Below are 25,667 nucleotides of genomic sequence, written 5' to 3' on the forward strand. Positions count from 1 at the left end.
TTTTATAGACTCATGGGATCCGACGCCTGCACTTTGCACGACGCCGTCTCGAGTATCGCCAAACATAAGTCGGCATAATCCAGTCCTGCCGCTGCAGCCCCCATCGGCACTAAAGAGTGACTTGTCATTCCAGGCGAAGTATTCATTTCAAGCAACCAAGGCTGACCATGTTTGTCAAGCATGAAATCGGCACGCCCCCAGCCTTCGCAACCCAATTCGATATAAGCCTGTTCCGCTAAATGAATCAATTGCACAGTCAAGTCTTTACCCACTTCCGCCGGACACACATAACGCGTGTCATTCGAAAGGTATTTATGTTCATAATCGTAATTACCACCCGGTGCGATAATTTCAACGGCCGGCAGTGCTCTGACCTCACGACCTTTGCCTAATACCGGCACGGTCAATTCACGCCCGTCCACAAATGTCTCAAGCAGCACTTCGGTATCGAAACGAGCAGCCAAACGATAGGCTGCCAGCAACTCGCTTTCGTCAGTCACCTTGGTAATGCCAAGCGTCGACCCTTCATGAGGCGGCTTCACAATTAACGGCATTCCAACGTGCTGCAACGCCTCATCCAACCCTTCCTCTGACTGCACTACGGCATAACCTGGCGTCGGTAAACCGGCATTCAACCAAATGCGTTTGGTCATGATTTTGTTCATAGCCAGGCTGGAAGCCATCGTTCCACTTCCGGTATAGGGCACCCCCATGAGTTCCAACAAGCCCTGCACTGTTCCGTCTTCACCGTAACGCCCATGCAGCGCAATAAAAACACGGTCGAAACCCGACTGCACCAATTCCGTGAGGCTACGTTCCCCCGTATCAAACAAATGCGCGTCCACCCCACGGCTACGTAAAGCCTCATAAACGCCTTTACCCGACATTAGAGAAACCTCGCGCTCGGCAGAGGTGCCACCGTACAAAACGCCTACGCGACCATAATCAAGACTCATACCAACTCCCCCACTCTAGACGGCACCTTGCTGATTGATCCCGCCCCCATCACAATCACGACGTCACCATCTTCAACAAAATCCAAAATGGCCTGAGGCATATCGGCAACGTTCTCTACAAATACAGGCTCAACTTTGCCGGCAACACGCACCGCGCGCGTTAACGCACGACCATCGGCGGCAACCAGAGCCGGCTCGCCTGCGGCATAAACCTCTGTTAGCAATACGGCATCCGCACGGCTTAATACTTTTACAAAATCCTCGAAACAGTCTCGCGTGCGGGTATATCGATGCGGCTGAAATGCAAGAACGATACGACGATTCGGCCAGGCTCCTCTGGCCGCCTCAAGTGTTGCCTGCATCTCAACCGGATGATGGCCATAGTCGTCGATCAGAGTAAATTCCCCACCACCGTGCGCTGCAGACACCGGGAAATTCCCAACTTGAGTAAAACGCCGCCCAACGCCATTAAATTCAGCCAGCGCCGAAACGATCGCGGCATCCTCCACACCCAACTCAGTCGCAACCGCAATAGCCGCCAAGGCGTTCTGTACATTGTGGCGCCCGGGTAAGTTCAAGGTAACAGACAGCACAGGCAGCTCGCCCGACGAGGTACGTCGCATCACATCAAATGACATCCTGGCTTCGCGCGGCTTCACGTTAACTGCACGAATCAGCGCTTCTTCATTAAAACCATACGTTGTTACCGGACGCGAGATAAAAGGAATAATTTCCTTTACATACGCATCATCACTACACACGACGGCACTGCCGTAGAACGGCAAACGATGTGTAAACTCAATGAATGCACTTTTCAATCGGGCGACATCGTGACCATAGGTATCCATATGGTCAACGTCAATATTAGTGATGATCGCCATCACGGGTAGCAAATTAAGGAATGAGGCATCAGACTCATCGGCCTCAACAACGATGTAGTCGCCCTGTCCCAAACGAGCATTTGCACCTGCAGACGTTAACCGCCCCCCAATCACGAAGGTGGGATCGAGATCACCTGCAGCCAACACACTTGCGACCAAACTGGTGGTCGTTGTTTTTCCATGTGTCCCTGCCACCGCGATGCCACGCTTCAGTCGCATCAGTTCAGCCAGCATCAAGGCGCGCGGAACAACCGGAATTCGCGCAGCCCGGGCTGCCAAGACCTCGGGATTGTCGGATGTGACAGCCGTTGAGGTGACCAACGCGCCCACGCCTTTGATATTGGCGGCGTCATGGCCAATCATGACACGCGCGCCTAAAGACGCTAAACGTCGCGTGACGGCCGACTCCTGAATATCCGAACCGCTAATGGCATATCCAAGATTCAAAAGAACCTCGGCAATACCGCTCATGCCAGAGCCACCGATCCCCACAAAATGAATACTTTGAATTCGATGCTTCATGCGGACCTCCTGACGGCGCTCTCGCATGCATCGGCAATCATTTGCGCCGCGTTCAAAAATGCATGTTCATGTGCATGGCCCGCCACAATAGCCAGCCCGTCGCGTGTTTGCTCACCCAGCCATTTTGCTAGCCACTCCGGAGTAAAAGCCCTTTGCGGTTGAAGCCACCCCCCATGACAATCGCTCAGATAACGCGCATTAGCGGTTTGATGATCATCAATGGCATGCGGTAAAGGAACAAACAAAGCTGCTACTCCGGCCGCAGCAACTTCCGCCACCGTCATCGCGCCGGCACGACAAATCAACACATCAGCTTGCGCCAAAGCCGCTCCCATATCTTCAATAAACGCAACACAGTTTGCTTTTATTTCATGCGTTTCATAACTGTGCCGAACACTATCCAAATGCTGCTCACCTGATTGATGCGTCACAATAGGACGCGCTTGCGGCGACAAAAGCGCCAGCGCAGCAGGCACGACCTGATTCAACGGACGCGCGCCCAAACTTCCTCCAAGAACCAAAAGACGCAAAGGCCCTTGTCTCTGACCATACCGTTGTTGCGCCGGCAACCTGCTGATGACGTCCGAGCGGACCGGATTACCTACCATCAATGCGCCCGGCAAAGCACCCGGAAACCCCACCAGCACTTTACGTGCCATACGAGCAAGCCAGCGATTTGCCGTGCCGGCAATCGCATTCTGTTCATGGACCAACAGCGGAATACCGGCCAATCGGGCCATCAACCCACCGGGGAAAGCAACATATCCGCCCATGCCCAAAACAACGTCAGGCTGAACTCTACGCAAAGCTTTGCGCGCCTGCAGGCAGGCACGAAACAAACGAAACGGCAGTGCCAACAATGCTCCTGCACCTTTTCCACGCAAGCCGGAAAAACGTAACGGCTCCATGGGAAGGCCGCGCGCGGCAACCAAATGCCCTTCCATCTTTTCTGGATGCCCCAGCCAGACCACGCGCCAGCCACGGGTTTGCATTTCTTCGGCAACAGCCAAACCCGGCATAATATGACCGCCGGTACCGCCTGCCATGACCAAAAGGGTTTTGGTATTCATGTCCGTTTCCCCCTCATCATGTTGCGGCTCTCGAAGTCGACACGCAGCAACAAAGCGACCGCGGCCATATTCATCACAATGCCCGATCCGCCATAGCTAACCAGGGGTAACGTCAGGCCTTTGGTGGGCAATAAACCCACACATACACCTATATTGATAAAAGCCTGAATACCAAACCATAAAGCCACACCTTGCGCAACCAAACCGTTAAAGACCCGCTCCATCGCGAAGGCTTGACGCCCAATATCGAAGGCCCGCCATATCAACAGGAGAAACGCGGCGACAACCGCCGCCACACCGACAAACCCCAGCTCCTCCCCGATTACCGCAACAATGAAGTCGGTATGCGCTTCAGGCAAATAATGCAACTTCTCAACACTGGCACCGAGACCGACACCAAACCACTCGCCGCGCCCCAGCGCAATTAAAGAGTGCGAAAGTTGATACGCGCTACCGTAAATGTTGTCGGGATTCCAGGGGTCCAAGTACGCAAATAGACGTTCACGACGCCATGGCGCCAACCAAATCAACAACACAAAACTGGTAAGCAAAATGCCAATCAATGCTGAAAACAAGCGCCCGTTCAACCCCCCAATAAACAGCAAGCCAACTGCGATGGCAACAATAACAATAAATGCGCCCAGATCGGGTTCAAGCAGCACCGCACTGCCGACAGCAGCCAACGCGAACGCCATAGGCAGAAAGCCTCTGGAAAAACTTTGCATATGCTCCCGTTTGCGTACCGTATACGCGGCGGCATAGAGACAAATCGCAAGTTTCATCATTTCGGAAGGCTGAAAATTCACCGGCCCAAGGGGTAACCAACGACGCGCGCCATTGACTTCACGGCCAATCCCCGGAATCAATACAATGACAAGAAGCAACAGACAAAGGAGAAACAATGGTACCGCCAGCTTCTCCCATACACGCATTGGAATGCTAAAAGCGAAAATCGCCGCGATAAGGCCCAACGTAATAAAAGTGGCATGCCGGAAGACAAAATAATACCGCCCGTAATTTGCGTAACGTGGTCCATCCGCCAGAGCAATGGAGGCGGAATAAACCATTAACAAACCAAACAGCACCAAAGACACGGCAACAATCAACACACTCATGTCCAACAGCGGCAAACGGGTGCGCCCCGGCTTAACCGCATTGATGCCACTGGTCAGTTCCGCAAATAAACTCATGCCACCTCCCCGTGATCCAGTGCCAGTGAATTCACTGCATCAATGAACGCCTGGGCACGATGCGCATAATTCCTGAACATATCCATACTTGCACACGCAGGCGACAACACAACTGCATGACCCGGCTTAGCCATAGACATTGCACGGGTCACTGCTGAGTCCATATCCGTTGCGCGCTCAACGGGCATATCCATGCCCTCGAGCGACGCTTGAATGAGTCCGGCATCGTGACCAATTAACACCACACCCACTGCATGACGGGAAACCGCCTTCGCCAGCAAAGAGAAGTCTTGCCCTTTACCCAAGCCACCGGCGATCAATACAACCGGCTGCCCCAAGCCTTCAAGCGCCGCCACAGTTGCACCAACGTTAGTTCCCTTGCTGTCGTTAATGAAATCAACTCCGGCAATCGAACGAACAAACTCTGTGCGATTGGGCTCACCGACATAATCACGTATCGCATGCAGCAGTGGCGCCCAGGGCAACCCTACCGCGCGGGCCAGTAACAGCGCCGCAAGCGCATTCATGGCATTGTGGCGCCCACGCACACGCAGCGCATCACTGGGCATAAGCTGCACAACGCGACCCGATTTTCGCAAGGGCTTCTCGGTTTCTTTGCGACGACGCACAGATTGAGGAATCTCAAAATCGTCTGGCTCGGCAGCCAACAACCAACTGACGCCCTGCTCAACATCCAGCCCCAGGTCACCAACAAAGCGGGGGAGGTCTGAACCAAAACTGCGTACCGATAATGCGCCGAGCTCGTCTACCATTTTGCTCACCGTGTCATCATCGCGATTAACCACGGCCATATCGGCCCACTGCAGAAGCTTGGCCTTTGCCTGTATATACGCCTGAATCGAACCGTGCCAATCCAGATGATCTTGCGAAATGTTCAAAACCACTGCTGCATCCGGACGCAAACTATGGGTTGAAACCAATTGAAAACTGGACAGCTCCAATACCCATACTTCGGGCAACTCTTCAGCGTCCAGGGCAGCCGTTAAGGCAGCAAGAGCGGCAGGGCTGATATTACCGGCGGCTACCGCCGACAGCCCGCACCCCTGCATCAAGTGGCGCGTCATCGCGGTAACCGTTGTTTTCCCGTTTGTCCCTGTGACGGCCAGTACCCGAGGTGTATAACCCTGCTCACTCATATCACGCAAGGCGCGCGCAAACAGCTCAATTTCACTAATAACTTCAATGTCCTGCTGACGCACCTTGGCAAGAAACTCCGCCACGCCGGGTGAACCCGGCTCCAAGCCAGGACTGATCACAACACTGGCAACCAAGTCCAGACTAGATTCACTTAAAGCATTCGCTCCAAAGCAAAACTCAATGTTTGATGCATCCACTGCTTCCTTCAGCCGACTCCAGCCGGGTGGGTTGTCGCGCGTATCGACGACCCGCAACGGCACGCCCGCTCGCGCGCACCATAGCGCTGCGGCCAAGCCTGTCTCACCCAATCCTAGAATCAGAACCGTGCGATCAGTTAAAAAAGAAGGGAAGCGATATTCCACCAAACTGCTCACCGTAGTTTCAAGGTTGCCAATCCCACCAGCACTAACATCATGCTGATAATCCAAAAGCGCACGACCACTTGTGTTTCTTTCCAACCACCCACTTCAAAATGATGGTGCAAAGGCGCCATACGAAATATTCGTCGTCCTTCGCCATAACGCCGCTTCGTGTACTTGAAGTACGCCACCTGCATCATGACCGACAAGGTTTCCACGACGAAAACGCCGCCCATGATGAACAACACTATTTCCTGTCGCACAATCACGGCAATGGTTCCCAACGCACCACCCAAGGCCAAAGCCCCCACGTCACCCATAAAAACCTGGGCGGGATAGGTGTTGAACCATAAAAAGGCCAACCCCGCACCCGCGATCGCGGCGCATAACACCATAAGCTCGGAGGCCCCGGGAATATAGGGAAACAAAAGATATTTGGAGTAATCGACCCTGCCGACAACGTAGGCAAAAATCCCCAATGCGCTGCCCACCATGACGGTTGGCATAATGGCCAAACCATCGAGGCCGTCAGTCAGGTTAACGGCGTTACTGGAACCCACAATGACAAACCAGGTCAGTGCAACAAATCCAAATACCCCCAAGGGGTAACTGACACTCTTGAAAAACGGCACAATCAAGTCGGCTCTTTCCGGCAAGGCCATCGTAAAACCGCTTGAAACCCAGTTGGTGAATAACGGCCATAGGTCGGCGTTAGCCGGCGCAGACACTGCAAATGCCAAATAAACCGCAGCCACAATACCAATTAACGCCTGCCAGAAAAATTTGTGACGCGATTTCATGCCTTCCGGATCACGATGCACGACTTTCCGATAGTCATCGACCCAACCAATCCAGCCAAAACCAAAAGTAACCAACAGCACAACCCAAACGAAACGATTGGTCCAATCCGCCCATAACAATGTGCTGACGGCGATAGAGATAAGAATCAGCGCCCCACCCATTGTGGGCGTGCCTGTTTTTACCAGGTGAGTTTGAGGACCATAGCTACGGACGGCCTGACCGATTTTCAATGCCGTTAATCTGCGAATAACCGCCGGCCCTGCGACCAGGCCAATCAGCAATGCCGTTGCGCATGCCAGTACGGCGCGCAACGTAATATATTCAAAAACAGCAAAAGCACGAATATGCTCTTCAGACAACCACCGCGCCAATTCAAGCAACATGGTGTGCCCCCCCATTCAATGATTGTTTTTGTTTCATGGCATGAACCACGCGCTCCATCTTGCTGCTGCGGGAACCTTTTACTAAAACATGGGCCGGCATCAAAGTGCGTAACGCCGAGAGCAACGTATCGATATCAGCAAAAGAGTACGCCCCATCCCCAAAAGCGACCGCGCAATCCTTAGCCGCAGCACCTAGCGTCAGCAAAACATCAATACCTTGTGCACGTGCATAACGCCCCACTTCCGCATGCATTTGAGGCCCTTGCTCACCAACCTCGGCCATCGCGCCCAACACAAGCACTTTGCGCCCCGCCAACTCGGCCAGCACTTCAATTGCCGCTCGTACAGAATCGGGGTTCGCGTTATAAGTATCATCGATCAGTTGATAACCATCCTGTTGCGGGTAAAACTGCATACGGCCCGCAACGGGGTTAAACCGCTCCAGCCCCTCCACAATCGCGTCAAACGGCACTCCTGCAGCCACTGCGCACGCTGTCGCAGCCAGCGCGTTGCGCAAGTTATGTAACCCTGCCGCATTCAAGCACACAAGCGACTCGCCAACAGAGGTTTTCAGCTCGAAAACTGTTTGACTTGGCTTTGCCTGAATATATTCAGCCCCTACATCCATGCCTTCTGCCAAGCCAAATAAAACGCGTCGACGTCCTTCCGATAACTTTTCCCAAAGCTCCGTATACTCATCGTCTCCCGGAAATACCGCAACGCCCTCCGGCGACAGCATCTGCAGTACTGATCCGTTCTCGCGGGCCACCGCTTCAACCGTATGCATGAATTCTTGGTGTTCTCGTTGCGCGTTGTTTACCAAACCAACGGTTGGCGAAGCCATACCGGCCAACAAGCGGATTTCCCCTGCATGGTTCATCCCCAACTCCAGCACGGCGATGCGATGCTGGTGGCGCAAACGCAAAAGCGTTAGCGGCACGCCCAAATCGTTATTGAAATTGCCCTCGGTAGAGAGCATGTTGTCGCCCTGCCACGCCCGAAAGATAGAGGCAATCATCTCTTTAGTGGTAGTTTTGCCATTACTACCGGTAACAGCTACGAGCGGTATGTCGAAACGCTTACGCCAGACACGTCCGAGCGTTTGCAAAGCTTTGCGCGTATCGCCCAAGGCAATTTGCGTTAGCGCAGATGGATCAGTGCGGCTTTCCACCAGGGCCGCACGCGCATTTGCCTCAAGTGCGGTGTCGAGATAGTGGTGCCCATCGAACCGATCGCCTTTCAACGCAATAAATACTTGATCGCTTGCCAACGTACGGGTATCGGTGCTTAACACAGGTTCAGTCAACAATAAGAGTGCCGCTCGAGCCCACTCACGATCATCAAAAGGCAATCTTTCGCCATGAATCTCTTGATACGTTTCATGACCTTTTCCAGCAAGAAGCACCACGTCTTCCGCCGCAGCAGACCAAACTGTTTGCAGAATCGCTTCCGAGCGATCCACAACAATTTGATAATCCAGACCAGACAAGCCAACCACAATATCTTCAAGAATCGCTTGCGGGGACTCACCACGAGGATTATCGCTGGTCAATACCACCCTATCGGCCAAACGCCCGGCAATTTCTCCCATCATTGCACGCTTACCGCGGTCTCGATTACCGCCGCAACCAAACACACAATGCAAACGACCACTGCGCGCCTCGGCCAAACCGCGAAGCGCTTCTAACGCGCGCTCCAACGCATCCGGCGTATGTGCGTAGTCCACAACAACCATCGGCTGCCTGACAGACTCGACACTGCCGCCAGTAGGTTCAACGACGTCCATCCGCCCAGGTACAGAAGTCAGTTGCCCCAATGCACGCCCCACTTTTACAACCGACCAACCCAGAAAATGCAGCACCCCTGCGACCAACAACAAATTCGACACGGTATGCTGACCAACCAGGCGTGTCACAATTTGGGCCGCTCCATCGGGCAATACCAAATTAAAAACCAACCCATGTGATCCGGCATGAATCTCGCCCGCACGTACCGCGGCCCCTTCATATAAAGCCGTGGAGTAACCAAGCACCTGAGTACCACGGTGGGCAGCAGCAGGCACCTTGCGGCCAACAATATCGTCGAAATTTGTTACGACCTGCCGGACAGACGGTCTATTGAACAGTGTTAGTTTTGCCGTTTCGTATTGATCCAACGAGCCATGGTAATCAAGATGGTCGTGGCTAAGATTTGTGAACCCGGCGATCGTGATTTCCACGCCGTCGAGACGACCTTGATCAAGACCAATCGACGACGCCTCAAGCGCTACCGCTCGCGCACCGGAGCGATAAATCGTCGCCAACGCCTGATGTACTGACAACACATCAGGCGTAGTTAACCGGCCTTCAAGTAACGTACCGTCCGGCAGGGCAACCCCAAGCGTTCCGATTGTCCCGCATGGCACCCCCGCACCGTTCAAGGCTTGAGCAATCCAATGCACAGTTGACGTTTTACCGTTGGTGCCGGTAACTGCAATAACCGATATCATTGTTGAGACACACCCGTACCACTCGTGTGCAACCTGTCCCAATAACTGTCGCAGCGACTCAACTTCAAGCACTGGCACCGATATCGAAGCAGCGACAGCGATGTCCGACAAGGGCTCAGTTACAACAGCCGACGCCCCCTTAGCCACCGCTTGCGCGATATAGTCTCGACCATCACCCTCATAACCCGGGCAAGCAAAGAACACATCGCCCGAGTTTACCTGGCGTGAGTCAAGCCACAAGTCAGACTGAGGGTCGACGTGCTCTTTCAACCAATTCAAGACTTGATTTGCAGTCATCGCGGCACCCCGTCATCTGGCCCGGCCGCTAATACTGGCTCCAACGGCGCATCAGGCTGAACCCCCAAACGACGCAAGCTACTGGCGACCACTTCAGAAAATACCGGTGCCGCCACGCGCCCACCGTAATACACGCCCCCATGAGGCTCATCGATTGAAATTGCAACGACGATCCTGGGATCTGAGACAGGAGCGAATCCGACAAAGGAGCTGCGATATTGTTTCGTGCTGTACTTCCCATTCACCAATTTTCGGGCTGTTCCACTTTTTCCCGCAACGCGATAGGCTTGAACCTGTGCCAGTTCAGTACCATGACGACCCGCCGCCTCATCAAGCATCGCACGCACTGTTGCAGCTATCTGAGGCGAAAAAACCTGCACACTTGTCGGCTTTCCCTGACGGCGCACCAGCGTCAGGGAAACCATATCACCATCACGCGCAAACGCAGTGTAAGCATGTGCGACCTGAAGTAAGGAAGCCGACAAACCATAGCCATACGCCATGGTTGCACGCTCAATGGGGCGCCAACGCTCCCAAGGACGCAAACGCCCTTCCGCAACACCAGGAAAATTGGCATTGGGTGCACGCCCAAAACCAAGCTCGGTAAACTTTGTCCACATTTCCTGCGACGTCAGGCGCTCGGAAATCATGGTCATGCCTATATTGCTTGAACGACGCAGAATTCCGCCGACATCGACAACGCCATTGCGCGACACGTCAGAAATCACAGCGCCCTGATAGCGGTATTTGCCGTTACCAGTGTCGAACTTAGTATCCGGCCGCACCCGACCGAGATCCAAAGCCAATGCCACTGTAAACGGCTTCATGATTGATCCGGGCTCGAAAGTATCGACCATCGCCCTGTTTCGCAGGGCTTTGCCTTGTCGATTAGCACTCTCGTTGGGATCGTAGGTGGGCAAATTGGCCAACGCCAGAATTTCCCCGGTTTTCACATCGATAACGACGCCTGCAGCGGCCGCAGCCTTATTTTTGACCCGTGCACTCTCCAAGGCGGAGAACAAATCGTACTGCACACCGGCGTCAATCGACAGGTACAAATCTTTACCATGAACCGGTGGGATGGCCGCCTGTACATCCTCGACCACGCGACCTAAACGGTCTCGAATAACACGCCGGGTACCTGGCTCTCCCGACAGCAAATGATCAAATGCCAGCTCAACACCCTCAATACCACGATCTTCAATATTGGTGAAACCGACTATATGGGCCGTCATCCCACCTTCTGGGTAGAAGCGACGCACCTCTGCTTGCTGATGGATACCGGGTATCTTCAACTTGGCGATTTTCTGCGCCGTATCAACCGAAACCTGCCGCTTGATATAAACGAAATTGCGACTTAAGTTCGCGAGTCGGGCACGAATGTCCTCAAGCGGCATCTCGAGCAAACGTGCCAACTCACCCAACTGTTCAGGGGTTGCTTTTTGCGCATCCTCGGGCACCGTCCAGATAGCACGGGCCGGCACACTGGAAGCCAAAACCACTTGCCCGGTACGGTCAAATATTTTGCCCCTGGTTGCGGGCAGTACCAATGTTTTTTCGTAGCGCCGCTCCCCTTGCTGCTGCAGAAAATCGTTTGACAACCCCTGCAAGTACAACGCTTTTGCCACAATTGCCAGGAACCCCAGCAGCATCAACACCAATACAAGACGTGAACGCCATAACGGCATTTGAACGTTAAGTACGGGGCTATCATGAAAACGAAAACGCTTCATTGCTCGCCCCCTTGCATCACTGCCGCCGGACCTGAAACGATTTGCCCATTTTTCATGTAAACGGTCTGAGCGGGCGTTGGCACCACCATTTTCAATTCTTGACGTGCAATCTGATCAACACGCGCATTACGCGCCAACTCAGCCCGCTCAAGTTGCAATCGACGCCACTCGACGTCCAGTTCCTGAGTCTTGGCCGCCATGCGCTCTGAGGAAACAAATAACAAACGCGACTGATAACGCGCCGTTACGAGCGAAAACGCCGACAGCATTAAAACGCACGCGAAAACCAGGCATAGACGGCTCATCGCTGCCTCCTGCCCGTTTTTGCGGGTTTACCGGAAGCCGCTCCTAACGGAAGCCCCCGCACGAAAGAGGCCACCCCCCCTGACGGTAACGGCGTCGAAGTGCGTTCCGCCGCACGCAACACCGCTGAACGGGCACGGGGGTTTGCCTCGACGTCTTCTTGCCCCGGCAATACCTTACCCAATGAGCGCAACAGTGGCTTGGGCATATCTTTCTCGGGGATGGGCAGCCGGGCCGTTGCTTCCGTCGGACGTGAAGCGGCCGCGATACACTGCTTCACCATCCGATCTTCCAGAGAATGAAAGCTGATCACGGCCAGGCGCCCTCCGGGATTCAACAACGTTAAAACTGCCTCGAGGGCGCGCGCGAGTTCCTCGAGCTCTTCATTGATGTAAATCCGTATAGCCTGAAAGGTGCGAGTGGCCGGATGTTGACCCTTTTCGCGCGTGCGGACGACACTGGCGACGAGCTCGGCGAGGTCGAGCGTTGTGCACAGCGGCCTGGATTCGCGGCGAGCAATAACCGCCTTTGCAATCTGGAGAGCAAACCGTTCTTCGCCATATTTCGCTATGACCTCCCTAATTTCATCAACACTGGCTTGCGCCAGCCATTGCGCAGCGGTTAAACCCCTGCTGGTGTCCATGCGCATGTCAAGCGGACCATCGCGCATAAAAGAAAAACCTCGTTGAGCCTCATCGATTTGCGGAGATGACACCCCCAAATCGAGCATCACCCCATCGATATGCTCAACACCAAAATCAGCCAAGGCCTGCGTCATCCCGGCAAAGCCTTGGTGCACAACCTTGACGCGGGCATCTTGCGCTTGCAGCGCATACGCCGCGGAAATTGCCTGAGGATCCTTATCAAAAACCACTAAAGTGGCCTTCGGGCCTAATTTCGACAAGAGCAAGCGGCTATGTCCGCCACGACCAAATGTGCCGTCTACAAACACCCCGTTCAAATTTGGCTTCGACGCCTCGGGAACAGATTTGCGACGAACCCTAACGCCAAAGGACGGATCAACGAGGGCATTAACCGTGGGTTCAAGAAGCACGGGCAGGTGGGCTTTTTCCATCATTGCACTCAGAAAGAAAAATTCTCGAGTGCGTCCGACATGCCCTTGGACAAGTCTTCCGCTTCCCGACGCGCCCACTCGGCGGCATCCCACAATTCGAAGTGACTCCCCATCCCCAACAGCATGACCTCCCGAGCCAGTCCGGCCGCCTGACGTAACTCAGGCGACACAAGAATACGTCCCGAACCGTCCATATCGACGTCGAGTGCATTACCCAGCAAGAGGCGCTGCAAAGGACGTGCAGACATGGGGAATCGTGCAATTTGCTCACGTCGATCTTCCCAGACGGAGCGGGGATAAACCAGCAAACAGCCGTCAGGATGCCGCGTAAGGGTCAAACGCCCCTGATCGGCCGATGTCAGCGCGTCACGATGCCGGGTGGGTATGGTGACCCTCCCTTTCGCATCGAGCGTGAGTGCGCTGCAACCTTGAAACACTTTTTACCCCACTTTTTTGCACTTTTTCCTACTTTTCCCCACTCTAAGGCATCAGTTAAACCGGGTCAAGCGCTAAATCGCATTTTTTTCAATGACAACAAGTACTTACAAACGAACCCACCAAACTTTTAAAAAAATTTATGTCAATAAATCAATACGTTGCAAAAACAACTGGAAGTGCTTTATTCAATAAGAGACCCACTCTGACAAGCCATCGCGTTACAACAAAAAAATAGTGAGGCGTGCGTGAAGTTCCTTTCATCACGCGCAGGGAAAACCATCAAATCCGGGGGAATCACGAAAGGAGGCCGCACGAAAAAAGCGCCGAAACAATGTTTGCCGGCGCTTAAAATAAGAGAAAGACACAAGAGGGCGTATGAACACGCGTAAAAAGGTGCGGAACAGATCTATAGGCCGGATTCTGTACATCGAGAATATCGATGGGCAATCATTCCTCTGGGTTGGCTATTACTAACCAACTCTAGCCACCTACCCGCATGCACGGACGGGCCGCCCGTATGGCCGCAAAGGCCATGCGCATGCCTATTTGGTGTTGCTCCGGATAGAGGTTACCGCGTTTCACCCTGCTACGTTGTACCTTGCAATACAAGGTACGCCACACGGATTCACCGTGTCAGTGCGCGCCGAAACACGCCCACGTAACAGACTCGTCTCTGTGGCCCTGTTCCTCGGTTATTACAACCGCCTAAGCGGCCGTCGTTACCGGACGGCTGTTAGCCGCTACCCTGCCCTGTGGAGTCCGGACCTTCCTCGATAAAAAATTACCGCGACTACCCGATCTGCCCCGCACCCCCATTGTAATACTGAATAAAGCCTCGCAACCTGCGACAATAGTGTTTATATCGTTAAAAACCTGCGCGCATTACAACAACGTGAACAATGCGGCGCCTGCAAACCGTATCACCCTACTCATGACAGCAACACTCATTACACTCGCCAATCTGCAACTCGCTTATGGCCATCATGCACTACTTGACCATGCCGAACTCACCATTCATCAAGGAGAGCGTATTGGTCTTATCGGCAGAAACGGCGCCGGTAAATCTTCTTTGCTGAAACTCCTCGACGGTCGCGCCCAGCCCGACGACGGCGAAATTCAGCGCCTCGGCGGGTTAAGAATTGCAACCGTTGAGCAAGAGCCCGAACTTGGCGAACATAAAACCGTATTAGATGAAATCTGTGGTGAATTTGAACGAGACGAAGACTGGGCCCGTCCTGCTCGCGCCAAGGCGCTGATCAGCGAACTAGGCTTGCAAGAGTCAGCACTCATAGACGGCCTTTCGGGCGGGACCAGAAAGCGCATCGCGCTAGCCCGAGCCATGACACTTGAACCCGACTTGTTGCTTTTAGATGAGCCTACTAATCACTTGGACTTCGAAGGCATTACCTGGCTGGAGCAACGCTTGAAACGCGCTGCCTTCAGCATTGTGCTAATAACGCACGACCGTCGATTTCTTGACACCGTAACAACGCGCATTGTCGAGCTCGATCGAGGCAAACTCATCAGCTTTCCGGGCAATTTCACCCAATGGCAAGAACGTAAAGCAGAATGGCTTGAAGCCGAAATGCAACAGAATGCCAAGTTCGACAAGCTGTTGGCGCAGGAAGAGGTATGGATCAGAAAAGGCATTGAAGCCCGCCGTACACGCAACGAAGGACGCGTGCGACGACTCGAACAACTGCGACGGGAACGTGCGGCCCGTCGTGAACGCACTGGAAACGTTAACCTGGCCATTTCCGAAGGCCAGCGCTCCGGAAAAATTGTGGCCGAACTTGAACACGTTACTCACGGTTACCACGGGCGTACCTTAATCAACAACCTGTCCACAGTCATTTTGCGCAAGGACCGAATTGGCATCATTGGGCCAAATGGTGCGGGTAAAACAACTTTGCTGCGCATTCTTCTGGGTGAACTCAAACCTGATCAAGGCAGCGTGAAATCAGGCACAAACCTGAACATCGCTTACTTCGATCAAATGCGGGGACAACTCGACGAAACCGCAACCGTGGCCGACACCATTAGTCCGGGAAGCGAATGGGTTGAAATTGGGGATCAACGCAAACACATCATGTCGTATCTGGAAGACTTCCTGTTTCCCCCGGCTCGCGCACGATCGCCGGTTAGCAGCCTTTCGGGCGGCGAGCGAGCACGGCTGGTGCTGGCGCGACTTTTCGCAACCCCGTCAAACGTCCTGGTTCTCGACGAACCCACCAACGACCTCGACATCGAAACGCTCGAACTGCTGGAAGAACTTCTGCAGGACTACCCCGGTACGGTGCTTCTGGTCAGCCACGACCGTGTTTTTCTAAACAATGTCGTCACGCAAACAATCGTCAGTGAGCCGGACGGCCATTGGCAGGAATATGCCGGGGGATACGACGATTGGTTGGTGCAAAGCAACGTTAGCGCATCAAAGAACTCATCGCAGCCAGCCGTCAAGTCGCAAACGCAAACCGCTGACGACTCGAACCCGCATGGTCGCGAAGGCAAACCGCCCGGGAAGAAACCAGCCGCAAATCGAGCCAGTCGATTCACTGCCTGGGAAGAACAAGAACTCGAAGGGATCCCAGAAAAAATCGCCAAACTTGAAGCACGCCAAGCGGAACTGGGGAACACTTTAAGTGACCCCAAAACCTATGAGAGTACGCCGGACATTGCCATCGGCATCAATAACGAAATTACTGAAATCGACGATCAGTTAAGCCGACTGTTCGAACGCTGGGAAGAGCTGGAATCGAAAAAAGCCGGCACGCAGTAGCCAACGCCGAATCAGATGTATTCTGCGCCAGCAAAACGCCAGGGTAAAGTTTCACCAGCCGCCAACGGCACCAGTTCATCATCGCCCACACTAAGGGCATCGGGAATCGTGTAAGGAGCACGTTCCAACGTGATTTTTCGCTTGTTTACCGGAAGGCCATAAAACTTGGGTCCATTCAAACTGGCAAAGGCCTCAAGTTGATCAAGCTTACCCACCGATTCAAATGCGGTCGCATAAAGCGCCATTGCATAAGGGGCCGTATAGCAGCCTGCGCAGCCACACGCGCTCTCTTTCATCCCCCTTAGGTGCGGGGCGCTATCAGTGCCAAGGAAAAACCGGCCACTTCCACCTGTTGCCGCCTCAAGCAAAGCTTGCCTGTGAACCTCACGTTTCAAGACCGGCAGGCAATACATATGCGGACGGATTCCTCCATTAAACAAAGCATTGCGGTTATACAGCAAATGATGAGGGGTAATTGTGGCCGCTATTGGCCCGGCGGCGTCCCGCACGTACTCTGCGCCCTGACGTGTAGTCAAATGTTCAAACACCACCTTCAGCTCGGGCAGAGCATCCCTGAGCGGTTTCATTACGCGATCGATAAAAACAGCCTCTCGATCAAAAATATCAATTTTTGGGTCTGTAACTTCGCCATGCATCAATAATGGCATCCCAACTTTCTGCATCGCCTCTAACGTTGATAAACAACGACCCAGCAAATCCGTCACCCCGGCAGCGGAATTCGTCGTCGCACCAGCTGGATACAACTTAACGCCATAAATAAATCCGCTTTCCGCCGCTTTATAAATCTCATCAGGCGGGGTGTCGTCTGTAAGATACAGTGTCATTAATGGTTCAAACTCTCGTGTCTCTCCGGCAGTGTCATTCAATGCTTGTAGAATTCGATTGCGATACGCAGCGGCTTGCTCAACCTTGACAACCGGTGGCGTTAGGTTCGGCATGACGATAGCCCGCCCAAATTGACCTACAGAGCCTCGAAGCACTGAGTGCAAAATATCACCGTCGCGTAAATGCAAATGCCAATCGTCCGGCTGAGTGAGAGTTAAGCTGTTTATTGAAATATCCATAGAAAAAGTCACAAATTTTATACAGCCGGTTTAAGAATAAAGTTAATCGCAATATGTTAACGTGTTTCCTTTTCAATCGCAGATGGTACGCAGTTCTTATACGGTCTAGCGCGACTGCGGGAACGCAACTCAGATTTGCACCGATGCAGATTCTGGAAAAATAGAGTACAAGACAGTTTGCCCGGGTATTTCATATTCGCAGTACTCAGGGAAAACAAGATTTTTAATTTCACTGGAGCGAACCACATATGGCAACGACTACAAAAACGACCCGTAAACCCAATGCCGCGTTTATGAAGCCCCTTACTCCAAGCCCCACATTAGCGGCAATCATTGGTCCTGAAGCGGTTCCCCGCACGGAAGTCACCAAGAAAATCTGGGAGTACATTAAGAAGCACGACCTACAAGATCCAAAAAACCGTCGCAACATCAATGCCGACGACAAACTGCGCCCTTTATTTGGCAAAGAGCAAGTGTCTATGTTCGAATTAACCAAACTGGTTAGCAACCATTTGAAGTGAATCCAAGACATAACAAAAAAGCTGCCAATGGCAGCTTTTTTATTGTTCTGTACTTTGCTTAAAGTTCGGGGCTTGGCGCTACACCCGATAACAACGCCAACCAACCTTTGGCAATGCGGTATACCACCCAAACGATAGCAACCAACCCAGTTAACCAGCCAATAAAGATCCACGTTGCTATTGCGCTAAGTACGAGCCACAACAAACCCCACCAAAAAGTACGTATGACCCAATCGAAGTGGCTGGCATATAAAGTACCCGCTGCGTCACTTCGTTTCAGATACGCAAGAACAATTGCTGCTATCGAGGCAACACCCAGAAAACCCGCACTAATCAAACCCAAGGCAAAAAGCCCATAAACGATGTGAGTAAGCGTACGCAACGACACCCCGTTATTCTCTTCTGGTTGTAACGCGTCCGACATGAATTACCTCCTGGCTTTATAAGTTTGCGGTTTATTCAGGCAATTTTACCGTTTTTTCGTCCTAACAAAGTAAAACGCCCCAACATGTTTGATGTTGGGGCGTTTTGGTATAAGAGCCTGACGATGACCTACTTTCACAGATGTACATCCACTATCATCGGCGCAAAGGCGTTTCACGGTCCTGTTCGGGATGGGAAGGCGTGGGACCACCTTGCTATGGTCGTCAAGCGTAAAGGGTTGCGCTTCAAGGGTATGGGTTTTGAGGTCCTGGCCCTTGAAGCGCCAATGAGGTCAGAAGCAACCGTGCTTTGTATGCTGTTGCGGGTTTGATTATTTGGTTGTGTGCGTTGCGTTGGTTTTGACCATTGATTTTTGACTTTATGTCATTTAGCGGCATGCTTAACACCTAAACCTTGTATGCATAACCTGCATGGTTATAGGATCAAGCCGCACGGGCAATTAGTACTGGTTAGCTAAACACATTACTGCGCTTACACACCCAGCCTATCAACGTCCTGGTCTCGAACGACCCTTCAGGGGGGTCAAGCCCCCGGGATACCTTATCTTCAGACGAGTTTCCCGCTTAGATGCCTTCAGCGGTTATCTCTTCCGTACTTAGCTACTCGGCAATGCCATTGGCATGACAACCGATACACCAGCGGTACGTCCACTCCGGTCCTCTCGTACTAGGAGCAGGCTCCGTCAAGTATCCAACGCCCACGGCAGATAGGGACCAAACTGTCTCACGACGTTTTAAACCCAGCTCACGTACCTCTTTAAATGGCGAACAGCCATACCCTTGGGACCGGCTACAGCCCCAGGATGAGATGAGCCGACATCGAGGTGCCAAACACCGCCGTCGATATGAACTCTTGGGCGGTATCAGCCTGTTATCCCCAGAGTACCTTTTATCCGTTGAGCGATGGCCCTTCCATTCAGAACCACCGGATCACTATGTCCTGCTTTCGCACCTGTTCGACGTGTCAGTCTCACAGTCAAGCACGCTTATGCCATTGCACTATCAGCACGATTTCCGACCGTGCCTAGCGTACCTTCGAACTCCTCCGTTACGCTTTGGGAGGAGACCGCCCCAGTCAAACTGCCCACCATGCACTGTCCCCAACCCGGATAACGGGCCAAGGTTAGAACCGCAAACAGACCAGGGTGGTATTTCAAGGTCGGCTCCAAGCAGTCTAGCGACCACTCTTCTGCGCCTCCCACCTATCCTACACAAGCCGGTTCACAGTTCAATGCAAAGCTACAGTAAAGGTTCATGGGGTCTTTCCGTCTAGCCGCGGGTAGATTGCATCATCACAAACACTTCAACTTCGCTGAGTCTCAGGAGGAGACAGTGTGGCCATCGTTACGCCATTCGTGCAGGTCGGAACTTACCCGACAAGGAATTTCGCTACCTTAGGACCGTTATAGTTACGGCCGCCGTTTACCGGGGCTTCGATCAAGAGCTTGCACCCCATCACTTAACCTTCCGGCACCGGGCAGGCGTCACACCCTATACGTCCACTTTCGTGTTAGCAGAGTGCTGTGTTTTTAATAAACAGTCGCAGCCACCGATTCTCTGCGACCCCGTCATGCTCAGCGCGCAGGCGCTTCACACTACCAGGGTATACCTTCTCCCGAAGTTACGGTATCAATTTGCCGAGTTCCTTCTCCTGAGTTCTCTCAAGCGCCTTGGAATATTCATCCCGTCCACCTGTGTCGGTTTGCGGTACGGTCTCGTACAGCTAGAGCTTAGAGGCTTTTCTTGGGACCACTTCCAATCAGTTTAAGACCGTAGTCTTATCCAGCCACACCCTTGAATTTCGCGCCCGGATTTGCCTAAAGCGCCTTCTATAGTGCAGCAACGGGGACTTCCAACACCCCGATGACCTTTCGCAATCCGTCCCCCCATCGCACTGTACGACGGTGCTGGAATATTAACCAGCTTCCCATCAGCTACGCATCTCTGCCTCGCCTTAGGGGCCGACTCACCCTGCGCCGATGAACGTTGCGCAGGAAACCTTGGACTTACGGCGAGGGGGCTTTTCACCCCCTTTATCGCTACTCATGTCAGCATTCGCACTTCTGATACCTCCAGCAGCCTTTACAAGCCACCTTCACAGGCTTACAGAACGCTCTCCTACCGCGTATATCTTACGATACACACCCGCAGCTTCGGTAACTGGCTTAGCCCCGTTACATCTTCCGCGCAGGACGACTCGATCAGTGAGCTATTACGCTTTCTTTAAAGGATGGCTGCTTCTAAGCCAACCTCCTGACTGTCTTCGCCTTCCCACTTCGTTTCCCACTTAGCCAATTTTGGGGACCTTAGCTGGCGGTCTGGGTTGTTTCCCTCTTGAGTCCGGACGTTAGCACCCGGTGCTCTGTCTCCCGCGCTCATACTTGCTGGTATTCGGAGTTTGCCATGGTTTGGTAAATCGCCATGACCCCCTAGCCATAACAGTGCTCTACCCCCAGCAGCAATACGCGAGGCACTACCTAAATAGTTTTCGGAGAGAACCAGCTATTTCCAGGCTTGTTTAGCCTTTCACCCCTATCCACAGTTCATCCCCTAATTTTTCAACATTAGTGGGTTCGGTCCTCCAGCACGTGTTACCGTGCCTTCAACCTGACCATGGATAGATCGCCTGGTTTCGGGTCTACACCCAGCGACTCAAACGCCCTGTTCGGACTCGCTTTCGCTACGCCTTCCCTATTCGGTTAAGCTTGCCACTGAATGTAAGTCGCTGACCCATTATACAAAAGGTACGCAGTCACCCCATAAAGAGGCTCCTACTGTTTGTATGCACACGGTTTCAGGATCTATTTCACTCCCCTTCCGGGGTTCTTTTCGCCTTTCCCTCACGGTACTGGTTCACTATCGGTCGATTACGAGTATTTAGCCTTGGAGGATGGTCCCCCCATCTTCAGACAGGATTTCACGTGTCCCGCCCTACTTGTCTGACGCCTAGTTCCACACCGCACATTTCGCCTACGGGACTATCACCCGCTACGGTCGCCCTTTCCAGAGCGTTCGGCTATATGCAATGCTAAATCGTCAAGGCTGCTCCGGGCTCGCTCGCCGCTACTGCCGGAATCTCGGTTGATTTCTTTTCCTCGAGCTACTTAGATGTTTCAGTTCACTCGGTTCGCTTCTCTGCACCTATGTATTCAGTGCAGGATACTGCTCGCGCAGTGGGTTTCCCCATTCGGACATCAGCGGATCAAAGCTCGTTTGCCAGCTCCCCGCCGCTTTTCGCAGGCTACCACGTCCTTCTTCGCCTGTAATCGCCAAGGCATCCACCATGTGCACTTAGTCACTTGATCCTATAACCACAAAGGCTATAGGTTCCTAACTTGAGTTTACGTGTTCATGCCGTTCATCACTTCCAAAAGACTGAATCAATCAAACCACATCATCCCTAAGAATAACGTCGCCCAATCAACTCCGCTCTTGAGTCAGAACTTATTTGCAATGCAATCACAACCCGTATCTATAATCAGTCTGCCTGTCCCTGGCGAATATATGTAAAACATACACCCCAGAACACGCAGCCCACTTACAGCTACTTGTCATTGTTGCTTCTTCCTCATTGTTAAAGAACAAATACTACGGGTACTACTTATACTACCTAGCCATATCGCTATGACCAGTGCACAACATCCTGATGAATTAAGCTAAATCTCCTTAACTTCACCCAAGACCCTGTTCACTGAACACAACCACTACCTTCACAACCACTACCTGCACAACCACAGCTTCGTTGGTGGAGGATGACGGGATCGAACCGACGACCCCCTGCTTGCAAAGCAGGTGCTCTCCCAGCTGAGCTAATCCCCCCCGTAAAGCACGTGGTGGGTCAAGTTGGAATCGAACCAACGACCCCCGCCTTATCAAGACGGTGCTCTAACCGACTGAGCTACTGACCCAAGCCCTTGTATCTGCCCTAACTCTAAAACAACCGATAAGCGTGAACACTCAAACTACCACCAAATAACAGCCCACCAAGACCAAACCCCAAGCACTTCTCTTAAAGGAGGTGATCCAGCCGCACCTTCCGATACGGCTACCTTGTTACGACTTCACCCCAGTCATGAATCCCACCGTGGTAAGCGCCCCCCTTACGGTTAGGCTACCTACTTCTGGTGAAACCCACTCCCATGGTGTGACGGGCGGTGTGTACAAGACCCGGGAACGTATTCACCGCGACATGCTGATCCGCGATTACTAGCGATTCCGACTTCATGCAGGCGAGTTGCAGCCTGCAATCCGGACTACGATCGGGTTTCTGAGATTGGCTCCCCCTCGCGGGTTGGCAACCCTCTGTCCCGACCATTGTATGACGTGTGAAGCCCTACCCATAAGGGCCATGAGGACTTGACGTCATCCCCACCTTCCTCCGGTTTGTCACCGGCAGTCTCACTAGAGTGCCCTTTCGTAGCAACTAATGACAAGGGTTGCGCTCGTTGCGGGACTTAACCCAACATCTCACGACACGAGCTGACGACAGCCATGCAGCACCTGTGTTCCGGTTCTCTTGCGAGCACAGCCAAATCTCTTCGGCCTTCCAGACATGTCAAGGGTAGGTAAGGTTTTTCGCGTTGCATCGAATTAATCCACATCATCCACCGCTTGTGCGGGTCCCCGTCAATTCCTTTGAGTTTTAATCTTGCGACCGTACTCCCCAGGCGGTCAACTTCACGCGTTAGCTGCGCTACTAAAGCCTAACGGCCCCAACAGCTAGTTGACATCGTTTAGGGCGTGGACTACCAGGGTATCTAATCCTGTTTGCTCCCCACGCTTTCGTGCCTGAGCGTCAGTATCATCCCAGGGGGCTGCCTTCGCCATCGGTATTCCTCCACATCTCTACGCATTTCACTGCTACACGTGGAATTCTACCCCCCTCTGACGTACTCTAGCCTGGCAGTTAAAAGTGCAGTTCCAAGGTTAAGCCCTGGGATTTCACACCTTTCTTGCCAAACCGCCGACGCACCCTTTACGCCCAGTAATTCCGATTAACGCTTGCACCCTACGTATTACCGCGGCTGCTGGCACGTAGTTAGCCGGTGCTTATTCTGCAGGTACCGTCATCAACGCCAGGTATTAACCAGCGCCCTTTCTTCCCTGCCAAAAGTGCTTTACAACCCGAAGGCCTTCATCGCACACGCGGGATGGCTGGATCAGGGTTGCCCCCATTGTCCAAAATTCCCCACTGCTGCCTCCCGTAGGAGTCTGGGCCGTGTCTCAGTCCCAGTGTGGCTGGTCGTCCTCTCAAACCAGCTACGGATCGCAGCCTTGGTGAGCCTTTACCTCACCAACTAGCTAATCCGATATCGGCCGCTCCAATAGTGAGAGGTCTTGCGATCCCCCCCTTTCCCCCGTAGGGCGTATGCGGTATTAGCCACGCTTTCGCGTAGTTATCCCCCGCTACTGGGTACGTTCCGATACATTACTCACCCGTTCGCCACTCGCCGCCAAAGTAAGCAAGCTTACCTCGCGCTGCCGTTCGACTTGCATGTGTAAAGCATCCCGCTAGCGTTCAATCTGAGCCAGGATCAAACTCTTCAGTTTAATTCCTGTTAATTGCCATATTTCCTGTCCTTCAAAAAGACCAGGTCATACGTCGCGTACTCACTCAAAAGAAAAAAGACAGGCTTAAAAGTAAACACCAGATAAAATCCAGCATCTACCGCCTTGACTTCTTACTTCATCACTTGCGAGCACTTCTTACTACTTGCTTTGGCTCAGGCATTTAACCCTGATGCGCCACTACTTAGCAACGTAGCTTAAGTGCCCACACTTATCGGTTGTTTCGTTGTTAAAGAGCAATTTCGCTAACCCAACCCAACTGCCCCGCACCACCAAGCTAAAACCACTAACTTGCCGTGTGAAGCGCTGTTCAAGCAGCGAAGAAACGAGATTATGAAGCAGTTTTTAAGAAGTGTCAAATGAGAAGACAGAAATTTATTTCCAACCGCTCTTGACCCAACACCCCGCCTCAGGGCCCCGCCCAGCCCATCAACCACACCCGCATCTTGCTCCGCAAAATACACGCCTGATTAATGACTGTCCCTTTTAAATCACCCTCTTAAATATCCCCTTAAATTAAGGGTTATCCCGAGGCCGTCTCCAAAGGGAACCGAACTGTAGCATGACTGTCATTTAGTTGCAAGCAGATTGCCGAAATGGGAACGCAATTTCGATAACTTGGGTGAGATAACAAAAACGCAATAGCCTTGCATAGGATTACGAGCATAGTAATTATGATGCACCTCCTCCGCCGGCCAGAATGTGGCTTTGGGACGCAACTGGGTGACTACGGCCTGCCCTAGTTCATTTTCTACTTCTTGCATAACACGCTTCGCTATCCTTTCCTGTTCGTCAGAGTAATAAAAGATGACCGAAGCGTATTGCGGACCCACATCGTTTCCCTGACGATTCACGGTTGTGGGGTCGTGGGTGGCAAAAAAAACCGTCAAAAGTGTTTCATAGCTAATTTCAGCAGGATTGAACACAACCCGAACAACCTCGATATGACCTGTATTTTTTTCGCATACCGCCTCATATGTCGGATTAGGAAGGTCACCTCCTGCATAGCCGGGCGTAACACCTTTCACGCCTCGCAGCGTTGAAAGCACCGATTCGGTGCACCAAAAACACCCTCCACCCAGAACCGCCTCTTCCGTTTCTTCAGTTAAGACGTCAACTGATTCGATTTGTGTACTGTTCACCATATCCCTCACTTTTCAACGAGCGGCTCCACGGCCACTAAAGAAAGAATCCACTGCGCCAGAGCTTGTGCTTCATCGTCGCTTACATGTGATTGCGCGGGCATCGGCACCGCTCCCCAACTACCCCGAGCACCATGGCGAATACGTGTCGCGAGATACTCAACAACCGCGTCCCCACCTTCCCCAGCATAACGCTCAGCAATAACATTGAAATCGGGGCCCAGGCGTTTGCGACCCTGCTTGTCGTCTACGCGATGACAAGCAATGCATTTAAACGTTTCAACCATGCCCGGGCCCGCCGACACCTCGTTCGCTACGTCTGAGGCACCACTGGGGGGGATCAAACCCATACCCAGAGTCAGCCCGAACCACAATCCAACTTTAGTCGTCAACCTTTTCATCACTACTCAACCAACGATATACCCTGAAAAACGATTATGTTTACTGCTTTCCACTTTATGTGGCCCGGCAAATG

General features: G+C 52.7%; 17 protein-coding genes, 2 tRNA genes, 3 rRNA genes and 1 other RNA gene. 2 read left to right on the forward strand and 21 right to left on the reverse strand.

Annotation, left to right across the window (positions count from 1 at the left end; all coding sequences use genetic code 11):
* Positions 1-2: 2 nt before the first annotated feature.
* The 12 genes from G9Q38_RS13935 to rnpB all read right to left on the reverse strand — a co-directional run bounded on the left by G9Q38_RS13935 (position 3) and on the right by rnpB (position 14,460).
* A complete protein-coding gene (locus tag G9Q38_RS13935) occupies positions 3-956 on the reverse strand; it encodes a D-alanine--D-alanine ligase (protein WP_166132072.1) in 954 nt (317 codons plus the stop codon).
* Entirely contained in the window at positions 953-2,359 is a 1,407-nt protein-coding gene (murC, locus tag G9Q38_RS13940) for a UDP-N-acetylmuramate--L-alanine ligase (RefSeq protein ID WP_228276141.1), read from the reverse strand. Before murC ends, G9Q38_RS13935 begins: the two co-directional genes overlap by 4 nt.
* On the reverse strand, positions 2,356-3,429 hold the full coding sequence (gene murG / locus G9Q38_RS13945) for an undecaprenyldiphospho-muramoylpentapeptide beta-N-acetylglucosaminyltransferase (protein WP_166132074.1): 1,074 nt from the start codon (positions 3,427-3,429) through the stop codon (positions 2,356-2,358). Before murG ends, murC begins: the two co-directional genes overlap by 4 nt.
* Positions 3,426-4,619: a putative lipid II flippase FtsW gene (gene ftsW, locus G9Q38_RS13950; protein WP_166132075.1), complete on the reverse strand. Its 1,194-nt coding sequence runs from the start codon at positions 4,617-4,619 to the stop codon at positions 3,426-3,428. The genes murG and ftsW overlap by 4 nt, the downstream gene beginning before the upstream one ends.
* Positions 4,616-6,142, reverse strand: coding sequence for a UDP-N-acetylmuramoyl-L-alanine--D-glutamate ligase (gene murD, locus G9Q38_RS13955; protein ID WP_370523894.1), 1,527 nt, complete (start codon positions 6,140-6,142; stop codon positions 4,616-4,618). Before murD ends, ftsW begins: the two co-directional genes overlap by 4 nt.
* Before the next feature lie 5 nt (positions 6,143-6,147).
* A complete protein-coding gene (gene mraY, locus G9Q38_RS13960; RefSeq protein WP_166132076.1) occupies positions 6,148-7,320 on the reverse strand; it encodes a phospho-N-acetylmuramoyl-pentapeptide-transferase in 1,173 nt (390 codons plus the stop codon).
* Positions 7,310-10,105, reverse strand: coding sequence for a bifunctional UDP-N-acetylmuramoyl-L-alanyl-D-glutamate--2,6-diaminopimelate ligase MurE/UDP-N-acetylmuramoyl-tripeptide--D-alanyl-D-alanine ligase MurF (gene murF, locus G9Q38_RS13965; protein ID WP_166132077.1), 2,796 nt, complete (start codon positions 10,103-10,105; stop codon positions 7,310-7,312). The genes mraY and murF overlap by 11 nt, the downstream gene beginning before the upstream one ends.
* Complete coding sequence (locus G9Q38_RS13970; RefSeq protein WP_166132078.1) at positions 10,102-11,838, reverse strand: peptidoglycan D,D-transpeptidase FtsI family protein; 1,737 nt, start codon at positions 11,836-11,838, stop codon at positions 10,102-10,104. Before G9Q38_RS13970 ends, murF begins: the two co-directional genes overlap by 4 nt.
* Positions 11,835-12,143 carry a cell division protein FtsL gene (ftsL, locus tag G9Q38_RS13975; RefSeq protein WP_166132079.1) on the reverse strand — a complete coding sequence of 103 codons (309 nt, stop codon included), beginning with the start codon at positions 12,141-12,143 and terminating at the stop codon, positions 11,835-11,837. Before ftsL ends, G9Q38_RS13970 begins: the two co-directional genes overlap by 4 nt.
* On the reverse strand, positions 12,140-13,216 hold the full coding sequence (rsmH, locus tag G9Q38_RS13980; protein ID WP_166132434.1) for a 16S rRNA (cytosine(1402)-N(4))-methyltransferase RsmH: 1,077 nt from the start codon (positions 13,214-13,216) through the stop codon (positions 12,140-12,142). The genes ftsL and rsmH overlap by 4 nt, the downstream gene beginning before the upstream one ends.
* A gap of 8 nt (positions 13,217-13,224) precedes the next feature.
* The gene (mraZ, locus tag G9Q38_RS13985; protein ID WP_114421145.1) at positions 13,225-13,653 is read right to left on the reverse strand and encodes a division/cell wall cluster transcriptional repressor MraZ; all 429 of its coding nucleotides are present in this window, start codon (positions 13,651-13,653) and stop codon (positions 13,225-13,227) included.
* A gap of 394 nt (positions 13,654-14,047) precedes the next feature.
* An RNA gene (rnpB, locus tag G9Q38_RS13990) (RNase P RNA component class A) lies at positions 14,048-14,460 on the reverse strand.
* A gap of 125 nt (positions 14,461-14,585) precedes the next feature.
* Here rnpB and G9Q38_RS13995 point away from each other — a divergent pair.
* Positions 14,586-16,433, forward strand: coding sequence for an ATP-binding cassette domain-containing protein (locus tag G9Q38_RS13995; RefSeq protein ID WP_166132435.1), 1,848 nt, complete (start codon positions 14,586-14,588; stop codon positions 16,431-16,433).
* 11 nt (positions 16,434-16,444) lie between these two features.
* Here the strand turns inward: G9Q38_RS13995 and pyrC are convergent, their stop codons facing one another.
* Positions 16,445-17,518, reverse strand: coding sequence for a dihydroorotase (pyrC, locus tag G9Q38_RS14000; RefSeq protein WP_166132080.1), 1,074 nt, complete (start codon positions 17,516-17,518; stop codon positions 16,445-16,447).
* Positions 17,519-17,766: 248 nt separating this feature from the next.
* Here pyrC and G9Q38_RS14005 point away from each other — a divergent pair, with 248 nt between their 5' ends.
* Complete coding sequence (locus G9Q38_RS14005) at positions 17,767-18,039, forward strand: SWIB/MDM2 domain-containing protein (protein ID WP_114421148.1); 273 nt, start codon at positions 17,767-17,769, stop codon at positions 18,037-18,039.
* Positions 18,040-18,097: 58 nt separating this feature from the next.
* On the opposite strand, the gene G9Q38_RS14010 is transcribed toward G9Q38_RS14005, so the two are convergent.
* From G9Q38_RS14010 to G9Q38_RS14045, 8 genes are all read right to left on the reverse strand, one after another.
* Positions 18,098-18,463: a DUF4870 family protein gene (locus tag G9Q38_RS14010; protein ID WP_166132081.1), complete on the reverse strand. Its 366-nt coding sequence runs from the start codon at positions 18,461-18,463 to the stop codon at positions 18,098-18,100.
* 115 nt (positions 18,464-18,578) lie between these two features.
* Positions 18,579-18,691, reverse strand: a 5S ribosomal RNA gene (gene rrf / locus G9Q38_RS14015).
* A gap of 210 nt (positions 18,692-18,901) precedes the next feature.
* Positions 18,902-21,787 (reverse strand): 23S ribosomal RNA (locus G9Q38_RS14020).
* A gap of 438 nt (positions 21,788-22,225) precedes the next feature.
* Positions 22,226-22,301, reverse strand: a tRNA-Ala gene (locus tag G9Q38_RS14025).
* A 12-nt stretch (positions 22,302-22,313) separates the two neighbouring features.
* Positions 22,314-22,390: transfer RNA gene (locus G9Q38_RS14030), tRNA-Ile, on the reverse strand.
* A 103-nt stretch (positions 22,391-22,493) separates the two neighbouring features.
* Positions 22,494-24,032 (reverse strand): 16S ribosomal RNA (locus G9Q38_RS14035).
* The 16S, 23S and 5S rRNA genes sit together here with 2 tRNA genes alongside, the layout of an rRNA operon.
* A 587-nt stretch (positions 24,033-24,619) precedes the next feature.
* Positions 24,620-25,195, reverse strand: a complete 576-nt coding sequence (msrA, locus tag G9Q38_RS14040; RefSeq protein WP_166132082.1) for a peptide-methionine (S)-S-oxide reductase MsrA — start codon at positions 25,193-25,195, stop codon at positions 24,620-24,622.
* A 5-nt stretch (positions 25,196-25,200) separates the two neighbouring features.
* Complete coding sequence (locus tag G9Q38_RS14045) at positions 25,201-25,542, reverse strand: c-type cytochrome (RefSeq protein WP_166132436.1); 342 nt, start codon at positions 25,540-25,542, stop codon at positions 25,201-25,203.
* Positions 25,543-25,667 lie beyond the last annotated feature (125 nt).

The organism is Pusillimonas sp. DMV24BSW_D (assembly GCF_011388195.1).
Taxonomy (GTDB): Bacteria; Pseudomonadota; Gammaproteobacteria; order Burkholderiales; family Burkholderiaceae_B; genus Neopusillimonas; species Neopusillimonas aestuarii.